Origin of the sequence: Marinoscillum luteum, from assembly GCF_044005705.1 — a bacterium.
Taxonomy (GTDB): Bacteria; Bacteroidota; Bacteroidia; order Cytophagales; family Cyclobacteriaceae; genus Marinoscillum; species Marinoscillum luteum.
In genome coordinates this window covers 282,424-302,340 of record NZ_JBIPKE010000020.1, presented here as the reverse complement: position 1 = coordinate 302,340, position 19,917 = coordinate 282,424, and the positions used below count along the sequence as shown (strand labels likewise).

Annotated in this window: 20 protein-coding genes and 1 other RNA gene; 8 read left to right on the top strand and 13 right to left on the bottom strand. The window is 44.9% G+C overall.

What is annotated here, in order from left to right:
• Positions 1-139: 139 nt before the first annotated feature.
• The 9 genes from ACHKAR_RS19270 to ACHKAR_RS19230 all read right to left on the bottom strand — a co-directional run bounded on the left by ACHKAR_RS19270 (position 140) and on the right by ACHKAR_RS19230 (position 7,636).
• Positions 140-565, bottom strand: a complete 426-nt coding sequence (locus ACHKAR_RS19270) for a SiaC family regulatory phosphoprotein (RefSeq protein WP_395419019.1) — start codon at positions 563-565, stop codon at positions 140-142.
• A 334-nt stretch (positions 566-899) separates the two neighbouring features.
• A complete protein-coding gene (locus ACHKAR_RS19265) occupies positions 900-1,331 on the bottom strand; it encodes a SiaC family regulatory phosphoprotein (RefSeq protein ID WP_159581429.1) in 432 nt (143 codons plus the stop codon).
• Positions 1,332-1,366: 35 nt separating this feature from the next.
• Entirely contained in the window at positions 1,367-1,819 is a 453-nt protein-coding gene (locus ACHKAR_RS19260; protein WP_159581427.1) for a hypothetical protein, read from the bottom strand.
• A gap of 275 nt (positions 1,820-2,094) precedes the next feature.
• Positions 2,095-2,505 carry a SiaC family regulatory phosphoprotein gene (locus ACHKAR_RS19255; RefSeq protein WP_395419018.1) on the bottom strand — a complete coding sequence of 137 codons (411 nt, stop codon included), beginning with the start codon at positions 2,503-2,505 and terminating at the stop codon, positions 2,095-2,097.
• A gap of 57 nt (positions 2,506-2,562) precedes the next feature.
• A complete protein-coding gene (locus ACHKAR_RS19250; protein ID WP_395419017.1) occupies positions 2,563-3,015 on the bottom strand; it encodes a hypothetical protein in 453 nt (150 codons plus the stop codon).
• 189 nt (positions 3,016-3,204) lie between these two features.
• Positions 3,205-3,846, bottom strand: coding sequence for a response regulator transcription factor (locus tag ACHKAR_RS19245; protein WP_395419016.1), 642 nt, complete (start codon positions 3,844-3,846; stop codon positions 3,205-3,207).
• 7 nt (positions 3,847-3,853) lie between these two features.
• Positions 3,854-5,599: a hybrid sensor histidine kinase/response regulator gene (locus ACHKAR_RS19240; RefSeq protein WP_395419015.1), complete on the bottom strand. Its 1,746-nt coding sequence runs from the start codon at positions 5,597-5,599 to the stop codon at positions 3,854-3,856.
• Between the two features lie 28 nt (positions 5,600-5,627).
• Positions 5,628-6,077 carry a response regulator gene (locus tag ACHKAR_RS19235; protein ID WP_395419014.1) on the bottom strand — a complete coding sequence of 150 codons (450 nt, stop codon included), beginning with the start codon at positions 6,075-6,077 and terminating at the stop codon, positions 5,628-5,630.
• Positions 6,078-6,091: 14 nt separating this feature from the next.
• Positions 6,092-7,636 carry a PAS domain-containing sensor histidine kinase gene (locus tag ACHKAR_RS19230; protein ID WP_395419013.1) on the bottom strand — a complete coding sequence of 515 codons (1,545 nt, stop codon included), beginning with the start codon at positions 7,634-7,636 and terminating at the stop codon, positions 6,092-6,094.
• An 807-nt stretch (positions 7,637-8,443) separates the two neighbouring features.
• On the opposite strand from ACHKAR_RS19230, the gene chrA reads away from it, so the two are divergent.
• The 8 genes from chrA (at position 8,444) to ACHKAR_RS19190 (ending at position 16,013) form a co-directional block, all read left to right on the top strand.
• Entirely contained in the window at positions 8,444-9,769 is a 1,326-nt protein-coding gene (gene chrA, locus ACHKAR_RS19225; RefSeq protein ID WP_395419012.1) for a chromate efflux transporter, read from the top strand.
• Between the two features lie 106 nt (positions 9,770-9,875).
• Positions 9,876-10,463, top strand: a complete 588-nt coding sequence (locus ACHKAR_RS19220; protein ID WP_395419011.1) for an AraC family transcriptional regulator — start codon at positions 9,876-9,878, stop codon at positions 10,461-10,463.
• Positions 10,464-10,538: 75 nt separating this feature from the next.
• A complete protein-coding gene (locus tag ACHKAR_RS19215) occupies positions 10,539-11,126 on the top strand; it encodes a helix-turn-helix domain-containing protein (RefSeq protein ID WP_395419010.1) in 588 nt (195 codons plus the stop codon).
• A 71-nt stretch (positions 11,127-11,197) separates the two neighbouring features.
• Complete coding sequence (locus tag ACHKAR_RS19210) at positions 11,198-13,447, top strand: heavy metal translocating P-type ATPase (RefSeq protein ID WP_395419009.1); 2,250 nt, start codon at positions 11,198-11,200, stop codon at positions 13,445-13,447.
• An 11-nt stretch (positions 13,448-13,458) separates the two neighbouring features.
• Positions 13,459-14,499 (top strand): 2Fe-2S iron-sulfur cluster-binding protein, encoded by a 1,041-nt coding sequence (locus ACHKAR_RS19205; RefSeq protein WP_395419008.1) that lies wholly within the window; start codon positions 13,459-13,461, stop codon positions 14,497-14,499.
• Between the two features lie 94 nt (positions 14,500-14,593).
• Positions 14,594-14,806 carry a heavy-metal-associated domain-containing protein gene (locus tag ACHKAR_RS19200; RefSeq protein WP_395419007.1) on the top strand — a complete coding sequence of 71 codons (213 nt, stop codon included), beginning with the start codon at positions 14,594-14,596 and terminating at the stop codon, positions 14,804-14,806.
• A 426-nt stretch (positions 14,807-15,232) separates the two neighbouring features.
• A complete protein-coding gene (locus ACHKAR_RS19195; protein ID WP_395419006.1) occupies positions 15,233-15,565 on the top strand; it encodes a type II toxin-antitoxin system HigB family toxin in 333 nt (110 codons plus the stop codon).
• A 1-nt stretch (position 15,566) separates the two neighbouring features.
• Complete coding sequence (locus tag ACHKAR_RS19190) at positions 15,567-16,013, top strand: helix-turn-helix domain-containing protein (protein WP_395419005.1); 447 nt, start codon at positions 15,567-15,569, stop codon at positions 16,011-16,013.
• Between the two features lie 157 nt (positions 16,014-16,170).
• Here ACHKAR_RS19190 and ACHKAR_RS19185 read toward each other — a convergent pair whose 3' ends face one another.
• The 4 genes from ACHKAR_RS19185 to ACHKAR_RS19170 all read right to left on the bottom strand — a co-directional run bounded on the left by ACHKAR_RS19185 (position 16,171) and on the right by ACHKAR_RS19170 (position 19,883).
• Entirely contained in the window at positions 16,171-16,563 is a 393-nt protein-coding gene (locus tag ACHKAR_RS19185) for an LAGLIDADG family homing endonuclease (RefSeq protein ID WP_395419004.1), read from the bottom strand.
• Between the two features lie 249 nt (positions 16,564-16,812).
• Positions 16,813-17,179: a transfer-messenger RNA gene (ssrA, locus tag ACHKAR_RS19180) on the bottom strand.
• Positions 17,180-17,724: 545 nt separating this feature from the next.
• Complete coding sequence (locus ACHKAR_RS19175; RefSeq protein WP_395419003.1) at positions 17,725-18,678, bottom strand: mechanosensitive ion channel family protein; 954 nt, start codon at positions 18,676-18,678, stop codon at positions 17,725-17,727.
• Between the two features lie 65 nt (positions 18,679-18,743).
• The gene (locus ACHKAR_RS19170; protein ID WP_395419002.1) at positions 18,744-19,883 is read right to left on the bottom strand and encodes a THUMP domain-containing class I SAM-dependent RNA methyltransferase; all 1,140 of its coding nucleotides are present in this window, start codon (positions 19,881-19,883) and stop codon (positions 18,744-18,746) included.
• Between the last annotated feature and the right edge of the window lie 34 nt (positions 19,884-19,917).

The window sequence follows — 19,917 nt, the reverse complement described above, 5'->3', positions numbered from 1 at the left end:
CCCTGAGGGGAGGGTATGAAGGTGGATTGTTTTTGGGAAGCGTGATCAAAGCGATGGAGCTTTACGAAAAAAGGCAGCTCGAGAGCTGCCTTTTCAAATCACCGCTGATTAAGGCCCATTTCGAGGGCGCTATTTTGAATTAGTTGAGGGAAGGAGAAATGGTGTGATGTTTCAGGTTCACATTGAAATCGAACTCACAAAGTTCTTTAAGGTCCATTCCCATTTCGTAGATCTCTGTGTTGTATTTTTCCGCAATCCAATTGACGTTGACTTGCTTGCCCTGAGCTTTGGCTTGATTCAATGTTTTGATGGCTTTGAATAGAAACTGCACTGTGAAGGGGTTAAATATTTTATAGCCAAAGTTGATGGTGATGCTTTCATTGGAGGCCAGGTGATCCTGGATTTCTTCGAGGAGTACAGCATAGACTACTTTGAGTTCAGGTGTAACTGACCATCCTTTGATGCTTAGAAAATTTTTCTTTTCAATAAAGCTGATCTTCAATAGCTTCTTATCTTCAATGGCTGGGGTTCGGGTGGCTGGGAGGATTTGTGCTAGAGTGTTCATGGTGATTGCAATTGTTAATGAGTAAAAGCTTCTTAATGATGATGTAAAGTTGACGCTTTCATAGCTCTATAGTTAGAGTGTCCCACGTAATGTGATAATTGAGTTATTCACACAACGGGATGCGTGTTTCGCGCAGTACGATTTACCTATAGTGGTATGAGGTAGGCGAAATGCATGTTTTTTGAAGATAATAGTGCTAGAGAGGAGCGATAGGGGGCAGACCACACTTGCTAGTGTGACCCCAAGCGATGGGCTTTACGCAAAAAGGCAGCCCGAGAGCTGCCTTTCCAAATCACCGCTGATTAGGGCCCTGTTTCGAGGACACTTTTTTAAATTAGTTGAGAGAGGGGGAAATGGTGTGATGTTTCAGATTCACATTGAAATCGAACTCACAAAGTTCCTTAAGGTCCATTCCCATTTCGTAGATCTCTGTGTTGTATTTTTCCGCAATCCAGTTGACGTTGACTTGCTTGCTCTGAGCTTTGGCTTGATTCAATGTTTTGATGGCTTTGAATAGAAACTGTGCCGTGAAGGCATTAAAGATTTTATATTCAAAGTTGATAGTGATGCCTTCGTTTACAGCCAGGTGGTCTTGGATTTCCTCGAGGATCACTGAATAGACCGTTCTGAGTTCAGGTGTCAATGACCACCCTTTGATGATGAGCAGACTTTTGTTTTCAAGGAAGTTAATACTGAGCAGTTTTCGGTTGCTATTTGTGGTGGGGGATACTTCGTTGATTGATGGAGAGAGTGAGTAAGCGTTCATGATTCTTTGTTTTAGCAGTGTGAGTACTGAGGTTCTTATTGAAATTTGCTGATTTTGATGCTAATAGAGGCTTGTAGTGTAGGCCGAAACATTCTGGTGCCAAGCCCCAGGCCTAATTTGATGGCTTTGACGGGACTGTAAGATCCCAGTATCGATGGTGTGATGGCAAAGTTTTGTCCATTGACCGCCCCAGTCCGGATGTTCAGGTCAAAATTGAGTTTACCATAGTGCTTCAGGGGCAGGTTGACATACATGCCGGTGAATTCTTTTTCGTAGAATCTTTCAGTGATTTCCTGAGCATTCATGAAGTCGGCGGTTTTCTGATAGAAGCCACCTATTTCCACTTTGCATGGAAAGGTGTAACCTATTGCGGTTCCCAATTTGTTTCCAACCTGAGTTTGCTCAATGTAGGACTTGGTAGTGATGTCTTGTGAATAAATAGCCTGGGCTAATAATAGGGCGATTGAGAATGTAATTAGTTTTTTCATTTGTTCAGCGGTTAAATATTTAATGATGAAGCAAAGTTGGGGCAAGGGGGGCTCCTGTGTTAGAGTGAGTCACTGAATTGGAATATTGGGTTATACACATAATGAGATGTGTGTTTCGCGCAGGATAATTTACCTACACTGTTTTGATTGGGAGCCTTGGAATGGGCAGGGAAGGTCTTAGAGATATTGTACATATGATGTCCCTCAAAGGGAGATCATTACGCTAAAGAGGTGAGGCGTTAATAATAGCGCCAATGAGAAGAGATGTGCTGAAGTTAGTCCAGCAGAGAAGAGAGGGTGGTGCTTGGAAGAGACAGGTCAAAGCTGAAATGACTAAGTGCTTTCAGTTCGGTTCCTAGTTCGATCAGTTGCTCATTATATTGATCAATAACCCAATAGATTTTTACACGCTTTCCAAGAACGTGAAATTGGTTGAGGATTTGGACGATGTTATAAAGAAACCTTGTGGTTACAGAATGCAATAGTTCGTAGGAGAAATAAATGGTCAGCCCTTTATTGATAGTCAGGTGTTGTATGATGCCCTCCCGGGTAGCCTGATAGTAGGTGTTGAGTTCAGGTGTAATGGACCATCCCTTAATAATGAGTAGGTTGTGGTTTTCTACAAATTTGATGCTGAATAAATTTTCATCCTTTTTGTACTTAGGACTGGTGGTGATGAGGTTCATAATTTGTCTGCTGGTTAGGTTGATGTAAATTTTGGGCGGTGTAGGATGAGGTGTGACTCAATGGAGCTTACTAAGCCTTATGGATAAAGCGGCTTGTAAGGTGGGGCGAAACATCCTGGTGCCCAATCCAACCCCCATTTTGATGGCTTTTACGGGCCTATAGGATCCTAGGAGTGATGGAGTGATGGCAAAGTTTTTTCCATTCACAGCTCCGGTACGAATATTCAGATCAAAGTTGATTTTTCGGTAGTGTTTCAGCGGCAGGTTGAGGTACATTCCAGCAAATTCCTTTTCATAAAACCTTTTGGTAATTTCATGGCCATTCATGAATTCGGCATTTTTTTGGTAGAATCCTCCCACCTCTACATTACATGGGAAGATGTAACCTATGGCAGTTCCCAATTTGCTGGCAACTACCGTTTTTTCTATGTATGTCCGGGCAGTGATGTCCTGGGCACTTAAGGTGTGGATGAAAAGAATGGTGAGTGCGATTACGGCTAGCTTTTTCATTTTCTGTTGGGGTTAGTTCCAAATGATAAAACAAAGCTCAGAAAACCGAGAGTCTTAGATTAGAGCATCTCACGCAAAGAAATAATTGGGTTATTTACGCAAAATCCTGCGTGATTCACACAGGATTTTTAAAGTATATAATAGCCCTTAAATATGAAGTATTGTCCCCACACATTGGAGGAAAACGCTCTAAACGATGTTTCGCTCTACGGCGTACATCACCAAACCAGCCACATTCTTGCAACCTGTCTTTTCCAATAGGTTTCGCTTGTGTGACTCTACGGTACGGGTGCTGATGAAAAGCTTGTCGGCAATTTCCTGATTGGTATATTCATTGACGATCAGCAGGAGGATCTCACGCTCTCTTTCCGAAAGAGGCACATCGATGGTGAGCCTTTGTTTGGGGGCTTTACGGGCTATGCTATTAACAATGGTTTTGTACACCGCATCTGCATAGTAGTCCTCACCTTTCATGATCTTATTCAGGGCATCGCGCATTTCTGACTTAGAGGTGTTTTTCAGGACATATCCGGAGGCTCCCAACGCAATCATTTTATTGATATAACTAGCCTCGTTAATCATAGAGAGCACCAGTACTTTCAGGTCTTTGTGATTTTGTCGTACACTCTCCATCAGCTCTATGCCGTTCATTTCGGGCATATTGATGTCAGTGAGCAGGATGTCTATTTTCTTTGTTTTGAGTATCTCCAGAGCCTCAAGTCCATTTTGTGCTTCTTCACATATTTCATAGTCAGGATCATCCTTAAAGTAGAACTTTATGGCGTCACGGATCATATCATGGTCATCTACTAGAAGTATGGTAGTTTTCATTTTGGCGTTATTTAATTGGGAGTTTAATGTCAATAAAGGTTCCTTCATTGATTTTTGAATCTATATGGATCAGTCCATTGCATTTTTTTACTCTTTGCTCCATGTTTCGAATGCCATTACCCCTCACTCCGGCATTGATGTCAAAGCCTTTGCCATTGTCTCTGATTTTGAGCGTAATCACACTTTGGGCCTGGGCAATGTCTATTTCTATCCTTTTGGCTTCACTGTGTTTTTGAATATTATTGATGGCTTCCTGAATGATGCGAAACGTCTGGGTACTGATAAACTCAGAGATAGAACTCTCGTCTACAGAGTAATGAAGCTCAAACTCTATGGAGAGAGGAATCTGATCCTGAAGCTGTCTCAGTGAATCCTCCAACCCCATCTCCTTGATGCTGCTCAGCGAAAGCGTATTGGAGAGGGATCTGATTTGCGTGAGGGAGGTATTGATCATATTAGCCACTTTGGTGAGCTCAGTGTCTTCGGGATATTTAGACACCAGGCCATCCAGAAAAAGTGCTGAAGCGCTCATTTTCTGACCAAGGTTGTCATGGAGCTCATTGGCAATGTTGCTTCTTTCCAGCTCCTGAATGTTGAGCAGCGCCATGTCATTTTCATAGTCAGAGGTGGTATCCACAATGGTGCCGTAGAAGATGCTGGCATTGCCGGTACTGTAGTCTGGGCTAATGGTAGTCCGGCCATATCTTATCTGTTTGGAGCCATTAGGGATGTATCGGTGATCAATGGTGACAGTGACTTTTTTATCCAGCACTTTGTCTATTTCGTCATTGAAAATCTTGTGGTCATCCTTATAGACCAGCCCCAAAAATTTCATCAGAGAGATTTTGTTGATATTTCCTGATATACCCATCATCTTCACAAAATGAGGGGAGCAGCTAAGTATATCCACTTCCGAATCGTACTGAAAGCTTCCTGAATAGGTGAGCTGCTCGGCCTGGTTGAGGATGTACTGGCTTTTGGCATTTTTTTCTTCCAGCATTTTTCGTTCGGTAATGTCTCTGGAGGAGCCTACCACTCCCGTGACCACATCGCCATCCAGCACCGGGTATTTCACCACTTCCAGTATTCTGTTGGTGCCATCTGTGCCCGTAAATAGTATTTCGTAGGTGATGGAGAGTTTGTTGTTCCGGACGTGCTGGTCAGTTTCCTGTGCCTTATCAGCAATGTTTTTGTCGAATAGGTTTCCATCTGTCATTCCCAGGATGGCCTTCTCGGTAAATCCGAAAAATCGTGAAAAAGCGGTGTTGACTTTCAGGTAAGTGCCATTGGTATCTTTCAGGAATACCATGTCCTCGAAACTATTAAAAAGTGAATCAAGGATGAGGTTTTTATTAATAAGCTCCTTTTGGAAGTTTCGGCGCTCGTCATCAATCATCTTATTTCTGAGTACTCTTTCGATAATGATGGGTAGTTTTTTTACATTCTTCTTCAGTAAAAAATCGCTGGCGCCGTAGTGAAGCAGAGAGACGGCCTGCTCTTCCCCAACAGTGCCCGAAATCACCACGAATGGAATGGATTGGTCTTTTTCTCGAAGCATTTTGAGCGCATCAGTACCTGTGAAACCCTGCAGGTTATAATCCGAAATGATAATATCATAAGGGGTTTCCAGGGCTTTCTGGTATTGTGCTTTGTTTTCAGCACGATCTAGGGTAAACTCCAGATTACTTTTCTGTAGAGACAGGTCCAGTAGCTCATAGTCACTGGTGTTGTCTTCTAAATAAAGGATCTTCATAACAGATTTACTTAAGAAGTAATAACGCTTAATTAGGCACCTGATTGACCAGTAGCCAGTATAAGCCAATATTTTTGGTGGCTTCTATAAATTCTTGATAATTGATAGGCTTGGTGACGAAGCTGTTCACACCGAGCTCATAGCAAGTCTTTAGGTCCACAGATTCATTAGATGAAGTCATTACCACCACGGGTACAGTTTTCATCTGATCATCTGACTTTATTCTTTTCAAAACCTCAATACCATTTACTTTTGGGAGCTTGAGATCCAGTAGGATGAGTTTAGGTCGGTTAGATACTCTACGTGATTGGCCTGGCTGTTGGTCAAAAAGATAGTTAATGGCTTCTGTTCCATCTTTCAGCCAAATGATCTGATTGCCGAGTTGCAATGAGTTGAGAGACCTCATGGTCAGCTCTGCATCGTCAGGGTTATCTTCTACCAGAACCACTGTATCGCATTGATTTTCTCTTATATCCATGGCAATGGCTTTATCTAATATAATTGATTATCAATACTTTTCTTGGGTAGCGACACACAAAAAGTGCTGCCTTCTCCGACTTTACTTTCAGCCCATATCTTACCATGGTGTTTCAATATGATTTTTTGGCACAGTGCGAGACCTACTCCTGATCCTTCAAATTCCGTTTCGGTATGGAGTCTTTGAAAAATACTAAATAGTTGGTCGTAGTATGCCATATCAAATCCTACTCCATTATCGGAAATGATGATTTCATCCGAATCTTGATGAGAGATCTGCTTAATGTGAACTTTGGGGGCACTTTCCCGGGATGAATATTTGATGGCATTGGAAAGTAGGTTTTGAAAAACATGGTCAAGGAGCATGCGGTCTCCATAGACATCACCCAGATTTTCCTTTGTGATTTTACAATGTATGGGTGGGTCAATGCTGTGGATAATTGAATCGATTCTTTCCTCCAGTCCGAAACTTTGAAATGATGTCTGGGACCGGGAGAGCCTGCTGAAGCTGAGTAGCGAATCAATGAGTTTACCCATTCGGGTACTGTTGTCAGAAATTCGGGTCAGGTAGCGTTGGGCTGTATCTGGAAGAATATCCAGGTAGTCCTCAGTCAGGGCATTGGAGAACCCGTCAATGGCTCTGAGTGGCGCCCTCAGATCGTGTGATACGGAGTAGGCAAAGGCCTCCAGCTCTTTATTGACATTCTCAAGTTGTCTGGTACGTTCGCTGACTGTTTCTTCGAGTGTTGAATTATAAAGCGCCAACTTAATGTTGGCTTCTTTCACCTCCGTGATGTCCTGGAGGATCCCTCTTAGCCCTAGCATTATATCATTGTGGAAAACAGGTTGGCCAATCGTTTTTACCCATTTTCCAGCACCGTCCCTGGCGATTATTTTGAGATCAATATTCCAGGCTTCTTTTGCTTCTATACATTTGGCGATGATTTCCTGGGCTACGGCTCTATAGTCCGGGTGAAAAAAACCAAATGCCTTATCCATATCTATAGCTTCTCCGAGGGGTACACCATGGATTTTATAGACGGGCTTACTCCAAATAACTTCTTTGGTCTCCAGATTCGCCTCCCAGGAGCCAATTTTGGCGATTTCCCAGGTTTCCTCCATGAGGTTGTTCAGGTCTTTTGCCCGCTGATCCGCAGCCTTTATTTTCTGGGTTGCTTTTTTTTGTCGGGAAATATCTTCTATCAGTGCAATGGCATGCCATGGGTCTTCTTTGGTACTTTTCACAGGTGTCACGTGTATTTTCACAGGTGTCACATGGCCTGCTTTCGAGATGTACCTTTTCTCAATTGAGTAATGATCTATTTCATTTTTTCTGAGTTGTTCAAAAAGTTTAAGGTCTCTGTCCACGTCCTCAGGATGAGTGAATTGGCCAAAGCTCATAGAGGTAAGCTCGGTTTCTGAATAACCTATAATTTGACAAAGTCTGGCATTGACAAGAAATGGTACGCCAGAATCATCCACCATGGCGATACCATGGAGGGAGTGATCAAAGATTCCCTGGAGATAATTAATGAGGTTATGTTTAGCGAGGCGTTTCAATTCCGATTATGCAGAATTTAAAGATTAAAACAAGAGCGGTTCAAAATGGATGTTGGGTGTGCGGTTTGGGAAACATGATTTAGTAAATGCGTTTTTTGTAATAAATTAAAGAAAATGAAGGTGACTTATGGTCAATTGGAATATTTATTTTATTGAGATGCTGATTAATGTTCTTTGGCGCTTTAGAGTAGCCGGACGTCAACATATGTCAGGAAGGACCTTTCTCCAGGAAGGTGATCACAATGGTGAGAATAATCATAGTGCCGATCAGGATGTCTATCACCCTGATGGCAGCCGTTTTGTTGAATCTATTCATTGGCGAATGAATTTTTGGATGATAAGTAAATTTAGAGGTTCGGATTGTTTGAGAACACAGGGAAATACCCATTCTGAAGATTAAGTGTTTCACTTAGTCCCACTAACATTTCTGAGGACTTACGAGATTTAACATATTGCAAATAAATAGAGTGGTGTACCGAGATTGGGGAATAATCGGTGAGTGGATCATTATTCAAGTTGAGTTTGATTTAATTGACTTTGAGAATCGATATTTGAAAATCAGTATGAGCCCAGAAAGGAGTTGTTTGAGGGATAGAGCACCGATGACGGCAGCCGTGCGGAACGCACCCTGAAAACCGGCAGTTAATGACTCAGTAGTTACTTCTTCGTCCGGTGCCAGTCCATTTTCTTTTTTCCATTGTGAAATGCTCCATATCTAACCCCCGATTCAACACTGTTTATTAACATTGGCCAGATAAAACAATAAGGACGTGGTTATAGAGGGTAAATAGCCATAATCAATTATCAATGGATCATCTAAAAAAACCGTCATTTAAAGAAGCATGCTGGTTCTGGTTGAAGCTTGGATTTATCAGCTTTGGTGGCCCGGCAGGTCAGATTGCCATCATGCACGAATTTCTGGTTGAAAAGAAGAAATGGATTTCAGAAAGTCGTTTTCTCCATGCGCTAAATTATACCATGATATTGCCTGGACCTGAAGCTCAGCAGCTTGCTACCTACACAGGCTGGCTGCTGCACGGTACTAAAGGGGGGCTCGTAGCGGGTGTGTTTTTTGTGCTTCCTTCCATGTTTATCTTATGTGGACTATCGGCTTTATATGCTACTTATGGCAATATCCCCTGGGTATATGCCATGTTTAGTGGATTGAAGCCGGCGGTAATGGCCATTGTCATTCTGGCGCTGATAAAAATCGGCACTAAGTCATTGCATACCACCTTTCACTTTCTACTGGCAGGAATGGCCTTTGTGCTAATGTTCTTTTTTAATACCCCGTTTCCATATATCATCATTGGAGCTTTGCTGTTGTCTTTTGTGGTACGCAGAATGCTTCCATCGCTGTTTAAGCAGACCACTTCTGCACAAGAGCAACTGGCAAAGGATGAGGAGCAGTACTTTATCAACCGCAATCATTTCTTGCCTGATGCCGGTTTTAAAATTGGAAGGTTGGTTAGGCAGGTGTTCGCGGCGGCTTTGCTATGGGTGATTCCCATCGGACTATTTTACCTGTTCAGTAGTGATTTTTCCTTTTGGAAGCAGCTTTCACTCTTTTTTACACAGGCTGCATTCGTCACATTTGGTGGAGCTTATGCAGTGTTGCCCTATGTAGCACAGGTAAGTGTGGAGCAACTCAATTGGCTGACCGAACTCCAAATGATTGATGGCCTGGCACTTGGTGAAACCACGCCGGGCCCGTTGGTTATGGTGTTGGTATTTGTTGGTTTTATGGCAGGATACAACCACTATGACGGCTCTGTGTTGATGGGGGCATTAGGGCTGGTGGCCACGACTTTTTACACATTTGTTCCATGTTTCCTTTTCGTCTTTGCCGGGGCGCCCATTATAGAAAAAACACGCGAAAATGAGAAGATCAAACAAGCCTTGACACTGGTGACAGCAGCAGTGGTAGGAGTGATTCTTAACCTGACCATCTATCTGGGTAAGGCCATAGTGTTTCCCGAAGAAATGACTTTAGGAGGAATTGACTACCCGATTTTAGGATGGGTGGTGGTTTCATTTGTGGCGATGTACCGATTTAAACTGAACATGATCACCTGGATAGTGATCAGCTCAGTATTCGGACTGGTAAATCACTTCATCACTCAACTGCTTTAATCCATAGATTTGTGAAAATGATGGAAGGTTTTAGTTGCTACGATGAAGTTAGCAGTCTTCATAGCATTCCTCCATCTATTTTCTTACCTTAACTATGCAATTTGGAATGACCTTGGAAATCCCTCAGCTACATATCAAAAACATGGTTTGCCCCCGCTGCGTCATGGTGGTCAGACAGGCTTTTGAACAAATCGGGGTAGAGCCTTTATCTGTTGATTTGGGGGAGGTGAAACTCAAAAAAGAGCTATCCGGAGATGAGTTGAAGCAATTGGATGACCTGCTGGCCAAAAATGGTTTTGAGCGAATCGACGATCGTAAAGTACAGTTACTGGAGAAGATCAAGACCCTGGTGATTGACACCATTCATCATCGTGATCCCTACGATACCAACATTCAGTGGTCGGCTTACCTGTCGGATCAGCTCCATTACGACTACAACTATCTCAGTAGCCTGTTTTCAGGCATGGCAGGGATCACGCTGGAGCAGTACATCATTCGCCAAAAGATGGAAAAAGTGAAGGAGTTTCTGTTTTACGACGAGCTGTCAGTGAAGGAAATTGCTTACAAGATGGGCTTCAGTAGTGTGGCTCACCTGTCCAATCAATTCAAAAAGATCATCGGGTTATCACCCACCGAATTCAAGAAAAGTATTCAACATACCCAATCCAGAAAATCACTGGATCAGATCATATAATCATGTAAGCCTTCCGGGTGATTGTGTAATGCATCCAATCCCGATCGTCCCCAATTTTGATTAAAAATTGGAACGATGGAAAGCTCTCAGGTCAATATCAAAGGGATGGTTTGCAGTCGCTGCATTTACACCATCCGGGAAAGCCTGCAAAAGGCAGGAATGTTTATCAGGGATATTTCCCTGGGGAAGGTCACCTTCTGCAAGCCTATAGACGATCCGCAGAAAACAACAGTTCGGTCCATCCTCTCAGGGCTGGGGTTTGAGCTGGTTTCTGATAAGAGGGAGACCAGATTTCTTGAAATCCGCGAATTCATTCACCAGTGGATAGCAGCAGGAAGTGGCCGTGAGCAGGGTGTTACCCTCTCCGAAAGTCTGTCCCGGCACTTCATGCAGAACTACGACACGCTCAGTGAGCTGTTCTCACAAATGGAAGGGAAGTCCATTGAAAAGTATCACATCGAAAAGCGGATAGAGGTAGTCAAGGAATCCCTGGTGTACACCGGCAAGTCTCTCTCACAGATCGCTTACGAAAGAGGATACAGCAGTGCTCATCACCTTTCTGCCCAATTCAAAAAGGTGACCGGCCTCAATCCTTCTCATTTCAAGCAGATTCAGAGGAGTAAGGGCCTGATAGTGCCGGATCACTCCAATGAAAAGGTGTAACCCATAGCCGGAATTCTATAACAATCGCACCACCCCGGCTGAATAATTTTGCAGAGTAAAAACAATATAAAATGGAAACGGTAATAGAAAAATCATCCGCGACATCTCATCAGGTCATCAAGGAAAGCTTTCCGGTGACCGGGATGACCTGTGCAGCATGTGCCTCCAGTGTGGAGTCCATGATCAGTCACACTCCGGGTGTGAAAAAAGCGAGTGTCAACTTCGCTACTAATTCGGTTTTGGTGGAGTATGAAGATTCAATCACTCAGGAAACCCTGCGTCAGGCGGTCCAATCCATCGGTTATGACCTCATTGTGGGGGAGGACGATCCTTCAGCAAAGCAGCAGGAGCTTCAGCAGAGGCATTATCAGGACGTGAAAAAGCGAACCATCTGGTCTGCCTTGCTCACACTTCCTGTGTTCATCATTGGGATGTTCTTTATGGAATGGACCGAGGGAAGGTGGATATCACTGGCGCTCACCATACCCATCCTTTTTTGGTTTGGGAGAACCTTCTTCATCAATGCATTTAAGCAAGCCAGGCATGGAAAAGCCAACATGGATACTTTGGTGGCTCTGAGTACAGGAATAGCCTTTATTTACAGCTTGTTCAATACCCTGTTTCCAGAGTTTTGGCACAGTAGGGGCATCCATCCGCATGTGTACTATGAAGCGGCGGTGGTGATCATCACTTTTATTTCGTTGGGAAAACTGCTCGAAGAAAAAGCAAAATCCAATACTTCATCAGCCATCAAAAAGCTCATGGGACTTCAGCCGAAAACCCTGAAGGCTTTGATTGATGGAGAGGAAGTAGAGATCCCCATTTCATCAGTTCAGGTGGGCTATACCATCATAGTCAGGCCAGGTGAGAAAATCCCGGTAGATGGCGAAGTGATCGGGGGTGAATCTTTTGTGGATGAGAGTATGATCACAGGTGAACCCATCGCCGTTTCCAAGGCGAAGGGCGACAAGGTGTTTGCCGGCACCATCAACCAAAAAAGCTCATTTCAGTTCAGAGCTGAGAAAGTAGGCGGTGAGACCCTGCTCTCGCAAATCATCAAGATGGTACAGGAAGCCCAGGGCAGCAAAGCTCCTGTACAGAAGCTGGTCGATAAAATCGCCGGCATTTTTGTGCCCATTGTGATGGGTATTTCCATCATCACCTTCATTACCTGGATGATAGTGGGTGGAGATGACGCTTTTACACATGCACTGCTGACGTCTGTGGCCGTGTTGGTCATTGCCTGTCCTTGTGCGCTTGGCCTGGCTACTCCCACGGCCATCATGGTAGGTGTGGGAAAGGGTGCAGAGCATAATATCCTCATCAAGGATGCCGAAAGCCTGGAACTCGCTCACAAAGTAAACGCCGTGATCCTGGACAAAACAGGGACCATCACAGAAGGCAGGCCAGTAGTCACCGACATGATCTGGGGAACCAGCGAAAGCAACGTGGATCGATCCATGCAAATTTTGCTAGGTCTGGAGGCTGTCTCTGAACATCCATTGGCGGAAGCCGTGGTAAGTAAACTGAAGGCCGATAACATACAGCCAGCGGAGGTAAAGGCCTTTGAAAGCATCACCGGCCGGGGTGCCAGCGCGGTGTCCGGAGAGGTCTTGTACCTTGTAGGAAACCGAAAACTAATAGATGAACATAACATCAGCATCAGCCTTCCGCTCAGTCAGGCCGCTGGCCGACTACAGCAAGACGCCAAAACGGTCATTTATTTTGCCAATGAAGAGCAGGTGCTGGCAGTACTGGCCATTGCAGACCAGGTGAAGGTCAGCTCCAGACAAGCTATCCAGACACTGCAGGATAGAGGAGTGGAGGTCTATATGCTTACCGGCGACAACCATCAAACCGCTGCAGCCGTGGCGGAGCAGGTTGGACTGCAGCATTTCAAAGCGGAAGTGATGCCTTCGGACAAAGCAGATTTCGTGAAAGCACTTCAGGCCCGGGGCAAAGTGGTGGCCATGGTGGGTGATGGAATCAACGACTCCCATGCCCTTGCGCAGGCGGATGTCAGTATTGCCATGGGCAAAGGCTCCGACATTGCTATGGATGTGGCCAAAATGACTCTGATCACTTCCGATCTGATGTCCATTCCCAAAGCACTCAACCTCTCCAGTAAGACTGTCATGGGTATTCGCCAGAACCTTTTCTGGGCGTTTATTTACAACCTGATAGGTATTCCGGTTGCGGCTGGGGTCTTGTATCCATTCAATGGTTTCTTGTTGGATCCCATGATTGCGGGGGCCGCCATGGCCTTTAGCTCGGTGTCCGTAGTGGCCAATAGCCTTAGACTGAAAGCATCCAAAATTTAAATTCAAAGGTGATGAAAACACGAGTCAAAATTGAAAGGATCATTCAGGAAACCAGGGAGGCATATACCCTGGTGCTGGAAAATGCCCCTTCGATCGCGCAGTATCTCCCTGGTCAGTTTTTGAATTTTTTCCTGCAGATCAATGGTCAGGAAGTAGTAAGACAATATTCATTTTCCTCTTCTTCGTTTATTGGCGAGCCGCCATCCGTTACCATCAAAAAGGTAGCGGGTGGACTGGCTTCCAATTTCATTGGGGAGCAACTCCGCGCAGGCGATGAGGTATCGGTGAGCTCGCCCAATGGCCGGTTTACCACCACCTTTGGAGTGGCAAGAAGGGTGCTGATGGTGGCCGGAGGCAGTGGTGTCACGCCCCTGTATGCCATGATGAAATCCATATTGGCGCAGGAACCCGAAAGTCAGGTCACCCTGCTCTATGCCAACCGAAGCTCAGAATCGATCATATTTAAGAAAGAGCTCGATCATCTGGAACGAAAGTACACCGGAAGACTGGAGGTGAGACACTTCCTGTCTGCAGAGGATGCGGGCCTGGAGAAGCAGGAAAACACCGTCTTTCGCAAGCTCAACCGTTTTGATTTTCAAAAGTACGTGGATGCCTATTGGAAAGAAAACCCCGAGGTGTTCATCTGTGGACCAGAAGCACTCATGAATCTTTCGGTAGAGTCCTTAACCATCCTTGGCCTGTCTGCAGACCAGATCAAAATGGAGGCCTTCTCGGGGATGCCAGGCATTGAAAGCCGGGATGACAAACCAGAGGCCTATACGCAGGTGGAGATCAAAGATTTCAATGGTGAGCCGATTACTTTTATGGCTGAGAGCAACCAGTCGGTATTGAAGTCGGCCCTGGATGCCGGGATCCGACTGCCACATTCCTGCAAAGAATCCATGTGTGGAGCTTGTAAGGTGAGGTTGGTATTCGGCCAACTGAATATGAAAACAAACTACGCCCTGCCGGATGATGAGGTGGAGCAGGGGTATGTATTGCTGTGTTCTGGCTTTCCCCAATCCGAAAAGCTAGTGCTACAGTATGGATGAAATGATGCAACCCAAAGCGGTAAAAGTGTAATATAAGCGCGCGCCGATGGCGCGAACTTTGAATCAAGTTTAAAACAATCAAAATAAAAGAACGATGAGTACATTAAAATTCAAAACCACGATCAAGTGCAGTGGCTGCCTTGCGAATGTGACTCCTCATTTGGATGCTGCCGAAGGCATAGCTAAGTGGGAGGTAGATATCTTGAATCCGAACAAAATCCTGACCGTAGAGACAGCCGGTGCTTCTGAATCGGAGGTGATCGCTGTGGTAGAAAAGGCAGGTTACACGGCGGAGAAGGTGAGCTAACCAGGAAAGCGAATCTCTCAATGAACGCATCTGATCGGTGCCAAAAAACCTTCACACGAAATGTGTGGAGGTTTTTTTCGTGAGGGGGCTAAAAACATCATTAGCAAAGATCTCCGAGTTGACCTGAGCGCTGATCATTGAGTTCTGTGAGGCCATAACCATCGATTGGGTAAATCCTAACCACCTTTTTTTATTTCATGGCCATGTTTTTGGAAAACTATAACCATCTTTTGAGAAAAGATGGCCGTCTTTTTTGGAAAGATGGCCGTCTTTTTTGGATTCGTGGATAGGACAAGGTTTTGGAGGGAGACCTAGCCATTGGTGGTTATAGTGATTATGTTAAATTCGGTACTGAAATCCGATTTATTCCAGTTAAATAAAGTTCACGTTTTGTGAACTATTCTAGCGTCATACTCGTAAATTTACATGCAGGTTCATCTGATCAAAGAGAAGACAATACTTGATTTTACAGAAAAGTATGCTGGCAGTAAAGCCACATTTGACCAGTGGCTTCGTAAATTAAGTTGGGCAGATTGGGGCGAACCTGGAGATATTAAAGCCACTTATAACTCAGCAGATCTGTTAGGTCAGGGAACAAACAGAGTGGTGTTTAACATTGGAGGAAACAACTACCGATTAATCGGTCAATATTCGTTTGGTAAGAGAATGGCCCACTTATTTGTTTGTTGGATTGGAACTCATGCCGAGTACGATAAGATCTGTAAGAAAAACGAGCAGTACACAATTAGCATCTTTTGATATGGATACTTTGAAGTATAAAATCATAAAAAACAGAGAGCAATACAATGAGTATTGTGAAGTACTTCAGCAATTGGTTTTCGATCCAAGTGGATCTGAGGAGTCAGAAGATGAAATAGAATTACTCACCCTGCTCATCAGAAAGTATGATGAAGAGACTAGCAGCCTGAAGCATTTAGAGCCCGTGCCGCTTTTGATTTCACTCATGGAGGAGCATAGTTTGAAAGCAAAGAATTTAGCGGATTTGCTGGGTGTGTCAAAAGGACTGATTTCGGATATTTTGAATTACAAGAAAGGCCTATCTAAAGAAGTGATCCGTAAGCTCTCTGAACATTTTAAAATGAAACAAGAGGCATTCAATCGTCCTTATGAACTTAAGATTACCTCATCTCCTAAAATGAGAGATGCTAAAGTGATGAATACCACCAAACAAATGCAAGAGGCTTAGTTGCTTGGCGGAATACTAGAAGCCTGAGTGACTCTTAGAGGTCGCTAATTCACCATCCATCTTTAATGCAATCTCCCCACAGGAATTCTGCTTGATCCTAAAACACAAAAAGCCCACCGTTTCGGTGAGCTTTTTTGAGTGGAGTCGGAGGGATTCGCTATTCCCATTGCTTAAGTAATAATGCTATTGTTTCAAGTTCTTGATTAGAATATTTACCATTTCTCTTACTCAGACCTTGATACTTTTGGATAAACTCTATTCTCTTCAATTTCCGAGGGTGATGAATAACCAACTCACCAACTATGGCCTTAAATTTTGAAAAGTAAGAGTACCTAAGTTCAAACTGATCGGCATATCCTTCTTTCTTCTTGGTAACAATAGTACCGTTTACATTAAGCTCATCATAGATAAACGCTTTGATAAGCTCCAGGATGACTCGTTCATTGTTGTGAAAGGTCATTACCGGGCTTGGGAGCTGATTTCTATGTATCCTATTCAATTGAATAGAACCATCAGCATCAAAAAATCCTGAGATATAACTCCAATTCATTCATCGAAATTAACAGGATTCAAGCAGTTTATCTATCCAGAATTTCTTCTGGGATCGGACTATGTCATCACCTGTTCCAGGTGTTGGGCGCTGTGGGCTCACCTTAGTGTCCCTAGTCTCTGAACCTTCTTCAGTCTTCCCTGAAGCTTGGCTGCAAATTACCATATATGACTTTTCATACGTAGGCTTCTTGCAATTCACCCAATTTTTAATCTACCATCCCTGGCAGATGGGTCCGAATCTTCAAACCCTCGTCCAGCAAAGGAAACAATAGACCCTCTACATGCTTAGTTATTCGTTTGATCTCGCAGGCCAGCCGGTGAATAACAACCTACCGAACCTGCCAGCCACTGGAGTTTCGCATGGGCTTAGTAGCCTCACCCACACTAGTCCTAAAGTTCGACACCCCTTATTCCAGCCTAAAGGACAGAGACTTGGAGGGATGTGGCAGGGGGAGGCTTTGGCCTCAACCCTGGTAAATCATCACATTTAAGTAATGATTAAGCTGCCATGGCGTAATTAGATTCGCCAAATGTGTTTTGGAACTATTGATCAAGGCGCTCATCCCATGCGCCTGCATGCAAGCGTATCATTTACACTCCCTGTCGATTCCGGTCGACCCCAAGTGTAAGCCCATTCTCTAACTGAATGGTCGGCAAAGATAGTAACATATTACTCCCCTCAAATGATTCCATTACAAGGATTTTTAGGAGAGAACCCCTATGGCCAGCACTGCCGATAGTCGGGATCGAGCAATATTTATGTGGGGTATCACTATATCTTTCGCAAAACCGAATTAATCAACTTTGAATTCGGAAAAGTAGGGACGTAAAGGCGGGCGGGGCATCCAAGGCAAGCGTGAATCATTTTGACTCCAAAAAGCTCCCCAAAAAAAGCATTAACCAGATGAGTCAAAATGATTTTTTGCGTTGGTGCCTTTTCTTTTGCTTCGTTTTCTTTGGGCAAGCAAAGAAAATGAAGGGTAAGTAGCCAATCAATTAGATTGAGATATATAAGGTTTTCAGATTGCTACCTCACCATCCATTTTTAATGCAATCTCCCCACAGTAATTCTACAGATCCAGTCGGGCTGTCCGCACCTGCCCTGGCACTGCCCACCATCCCGTCTAGTCAGCCAGCCGATTCATTCCATAGCCAATGGCTAGCTCGGCGCATTGCCCGTATTCAGCTGCATCGCGGAGAGCTTCTCTCCACCTTTGATCCCAAAGTCCAGCGTACGAATAGGGAATGGTATCGTGATGTCATTCTGATCAAACGCGCCTTTAATGGCTTTGATCGCCTTGCTCAGCATGATGAGATACCCCGGCTGATCCGGGTAATGTACCCAAAACTTCACCTCAAAGTTGATGGAGCTATCCCCGAAAGCCGTATAAGAAAAGATGAGGTCCTCCTTTCGTACCACACCTTCCAGGTTGCTGATGGTTTCTTTTACCAGGCGTTCTACCTTTTCCAGGTCATCACCATAGGATACGCCCACTGCCAGGTCTATCCGGCGCTCCCCCAGTATGGTGAAGTTCTCTATAGGACTCTGCAGCACATCTTTGTTGGGGATGTATACTTCCTGACCCTGAAAGGTCCTGATCACCGACACCCGCAGGTTCGTCCGACTGACGGCGCCCATGTAATCACCTATTTTCACGATATCCCCTATGCGGAAGGGTGTCCTGAAGGCGAGGATGATACCGGATACAAAGTTCGCGGCAATGTCCTGAAAGGCAAACCCGAGGGCCAGCCCCACCACCCCCACACCGGCCAGCAGCGAAGTGACGGCCTTGTCCAGCTGGAGTACGCCCAGAATGATGAAAATACCTGTACCCAGCACAATGTAGTAGACGATGGTACCAAAGAGGTTTTCCAGTGCCTGGTTTTCAGAGGACTTTCTGAAGAGCTTCAAAAACACCTTTTGAAAGGCTTTGGCACAGATCAAAAAGATGATGAAGAGCACCAGCGCCACAGCCATGTTGGGGAGCATGGACAGAAAGCCATCCATCCAGCTATCCACCTTCTCGGTGATGTGCTCCACAGGAGCCTTCATTTCAGATGTGATTTCCTGAGCCATCTTTTTGGTGGCTTGGGCGAGTGAGTCGGCTTGCATAGATTGTTTGTTGGTTTACCCTTTCAACAACCCATTTCTCGCAGTAGTGTTTAGAGGTGGTAAGATTACTTAGGCTCCTCCTTACTTCCCCTGTACATCTCGTACTTCTGAAACTTACACTCCAGTGGACCATTGAAGAGCACAATCTTCTTGGATGCCCTCAGTTTGATGTGCTTGAATGCCTCCATGTTGGAGCTCATCAGCCATGCATCAAATCCCGCAAAATTGTTTTTGAGCACATCACCTATGGATTTGTAAAAGTCGTTGGTGTTTTCTCGGCCTATCCGCTCCCCATAGGGCGGGTTGCTGATGATCATGCCATCGGGTGTTTTGGGTCGGTGATCCCGTACATCCTGTCGGGTTACCGTCACCGAGTCGCTGAGCTTAAACTTTCGCAGCGATTTGTTCACCATCAGTACCGCATCACCATCTATGTCTCCCCCCGTGATGTTCAGCTGCGCCTTACGGATGCCGGCTTTGGCTTCTGATACCACCTGGTTCCAAACGGTAGGGTGGAAGTTGCTCCAGTTTTTAAACCCGAAATCATGTCGGTTGATCTGTGGCGGAATGTTTTGGCCCATCATTGCGGCTTCTATCAGGATGGTGCCTGTGCCACACATGGGGTCGATCAGCGGTATAGATTTGTTCCACCCTGCCAGGTGGAGGAGGCCAGCGCCCAGCACCTCATTGAGGGGAGCCTCATGTCCCGGCTCACGGTAACCACGCCGGTTCAGGGTGTCCCCAGAGCTATCAAGTGAGATGGTAAACTGATCTTTGAACCCATACAGGTCAAACTGAATGTCCGGGGTTTTGATGTCCACGGAAGGCCGCTTACCTGTGCGGTTTCTAAACTGATCCACTATAGCATCTTTGGTCTTCAGTGCGGCATACTGAGAGTGTCTGAAGAACTCTGAAAACACGGTGTTGTCGATGGCAAAAGTCTGGTTGATGTTCAGGTATTTGGACCAGTCGTGCCGCATCACCTGGTCGTAGAGCTGCTGCTCTGTGCGGGCCGTGAAGTTATACACCGGTACCAGTACCTTCAGAGCGGTACGCAGGTTCAGGTTGGCACTGTAGAGAAAGTGCATGTCACCCTCGCAGGAGACGGATCGTTTCTGTACTTCCACATTTTGCCCGCCTATTTTCCTGACTTCTTCCGCCAGTATCTCCTCCAGCCCAAAAAGTGTTTTTATGTGTATTTTCATCAATTGCCCCTTTTATACCTAAAAATCCAGCTGC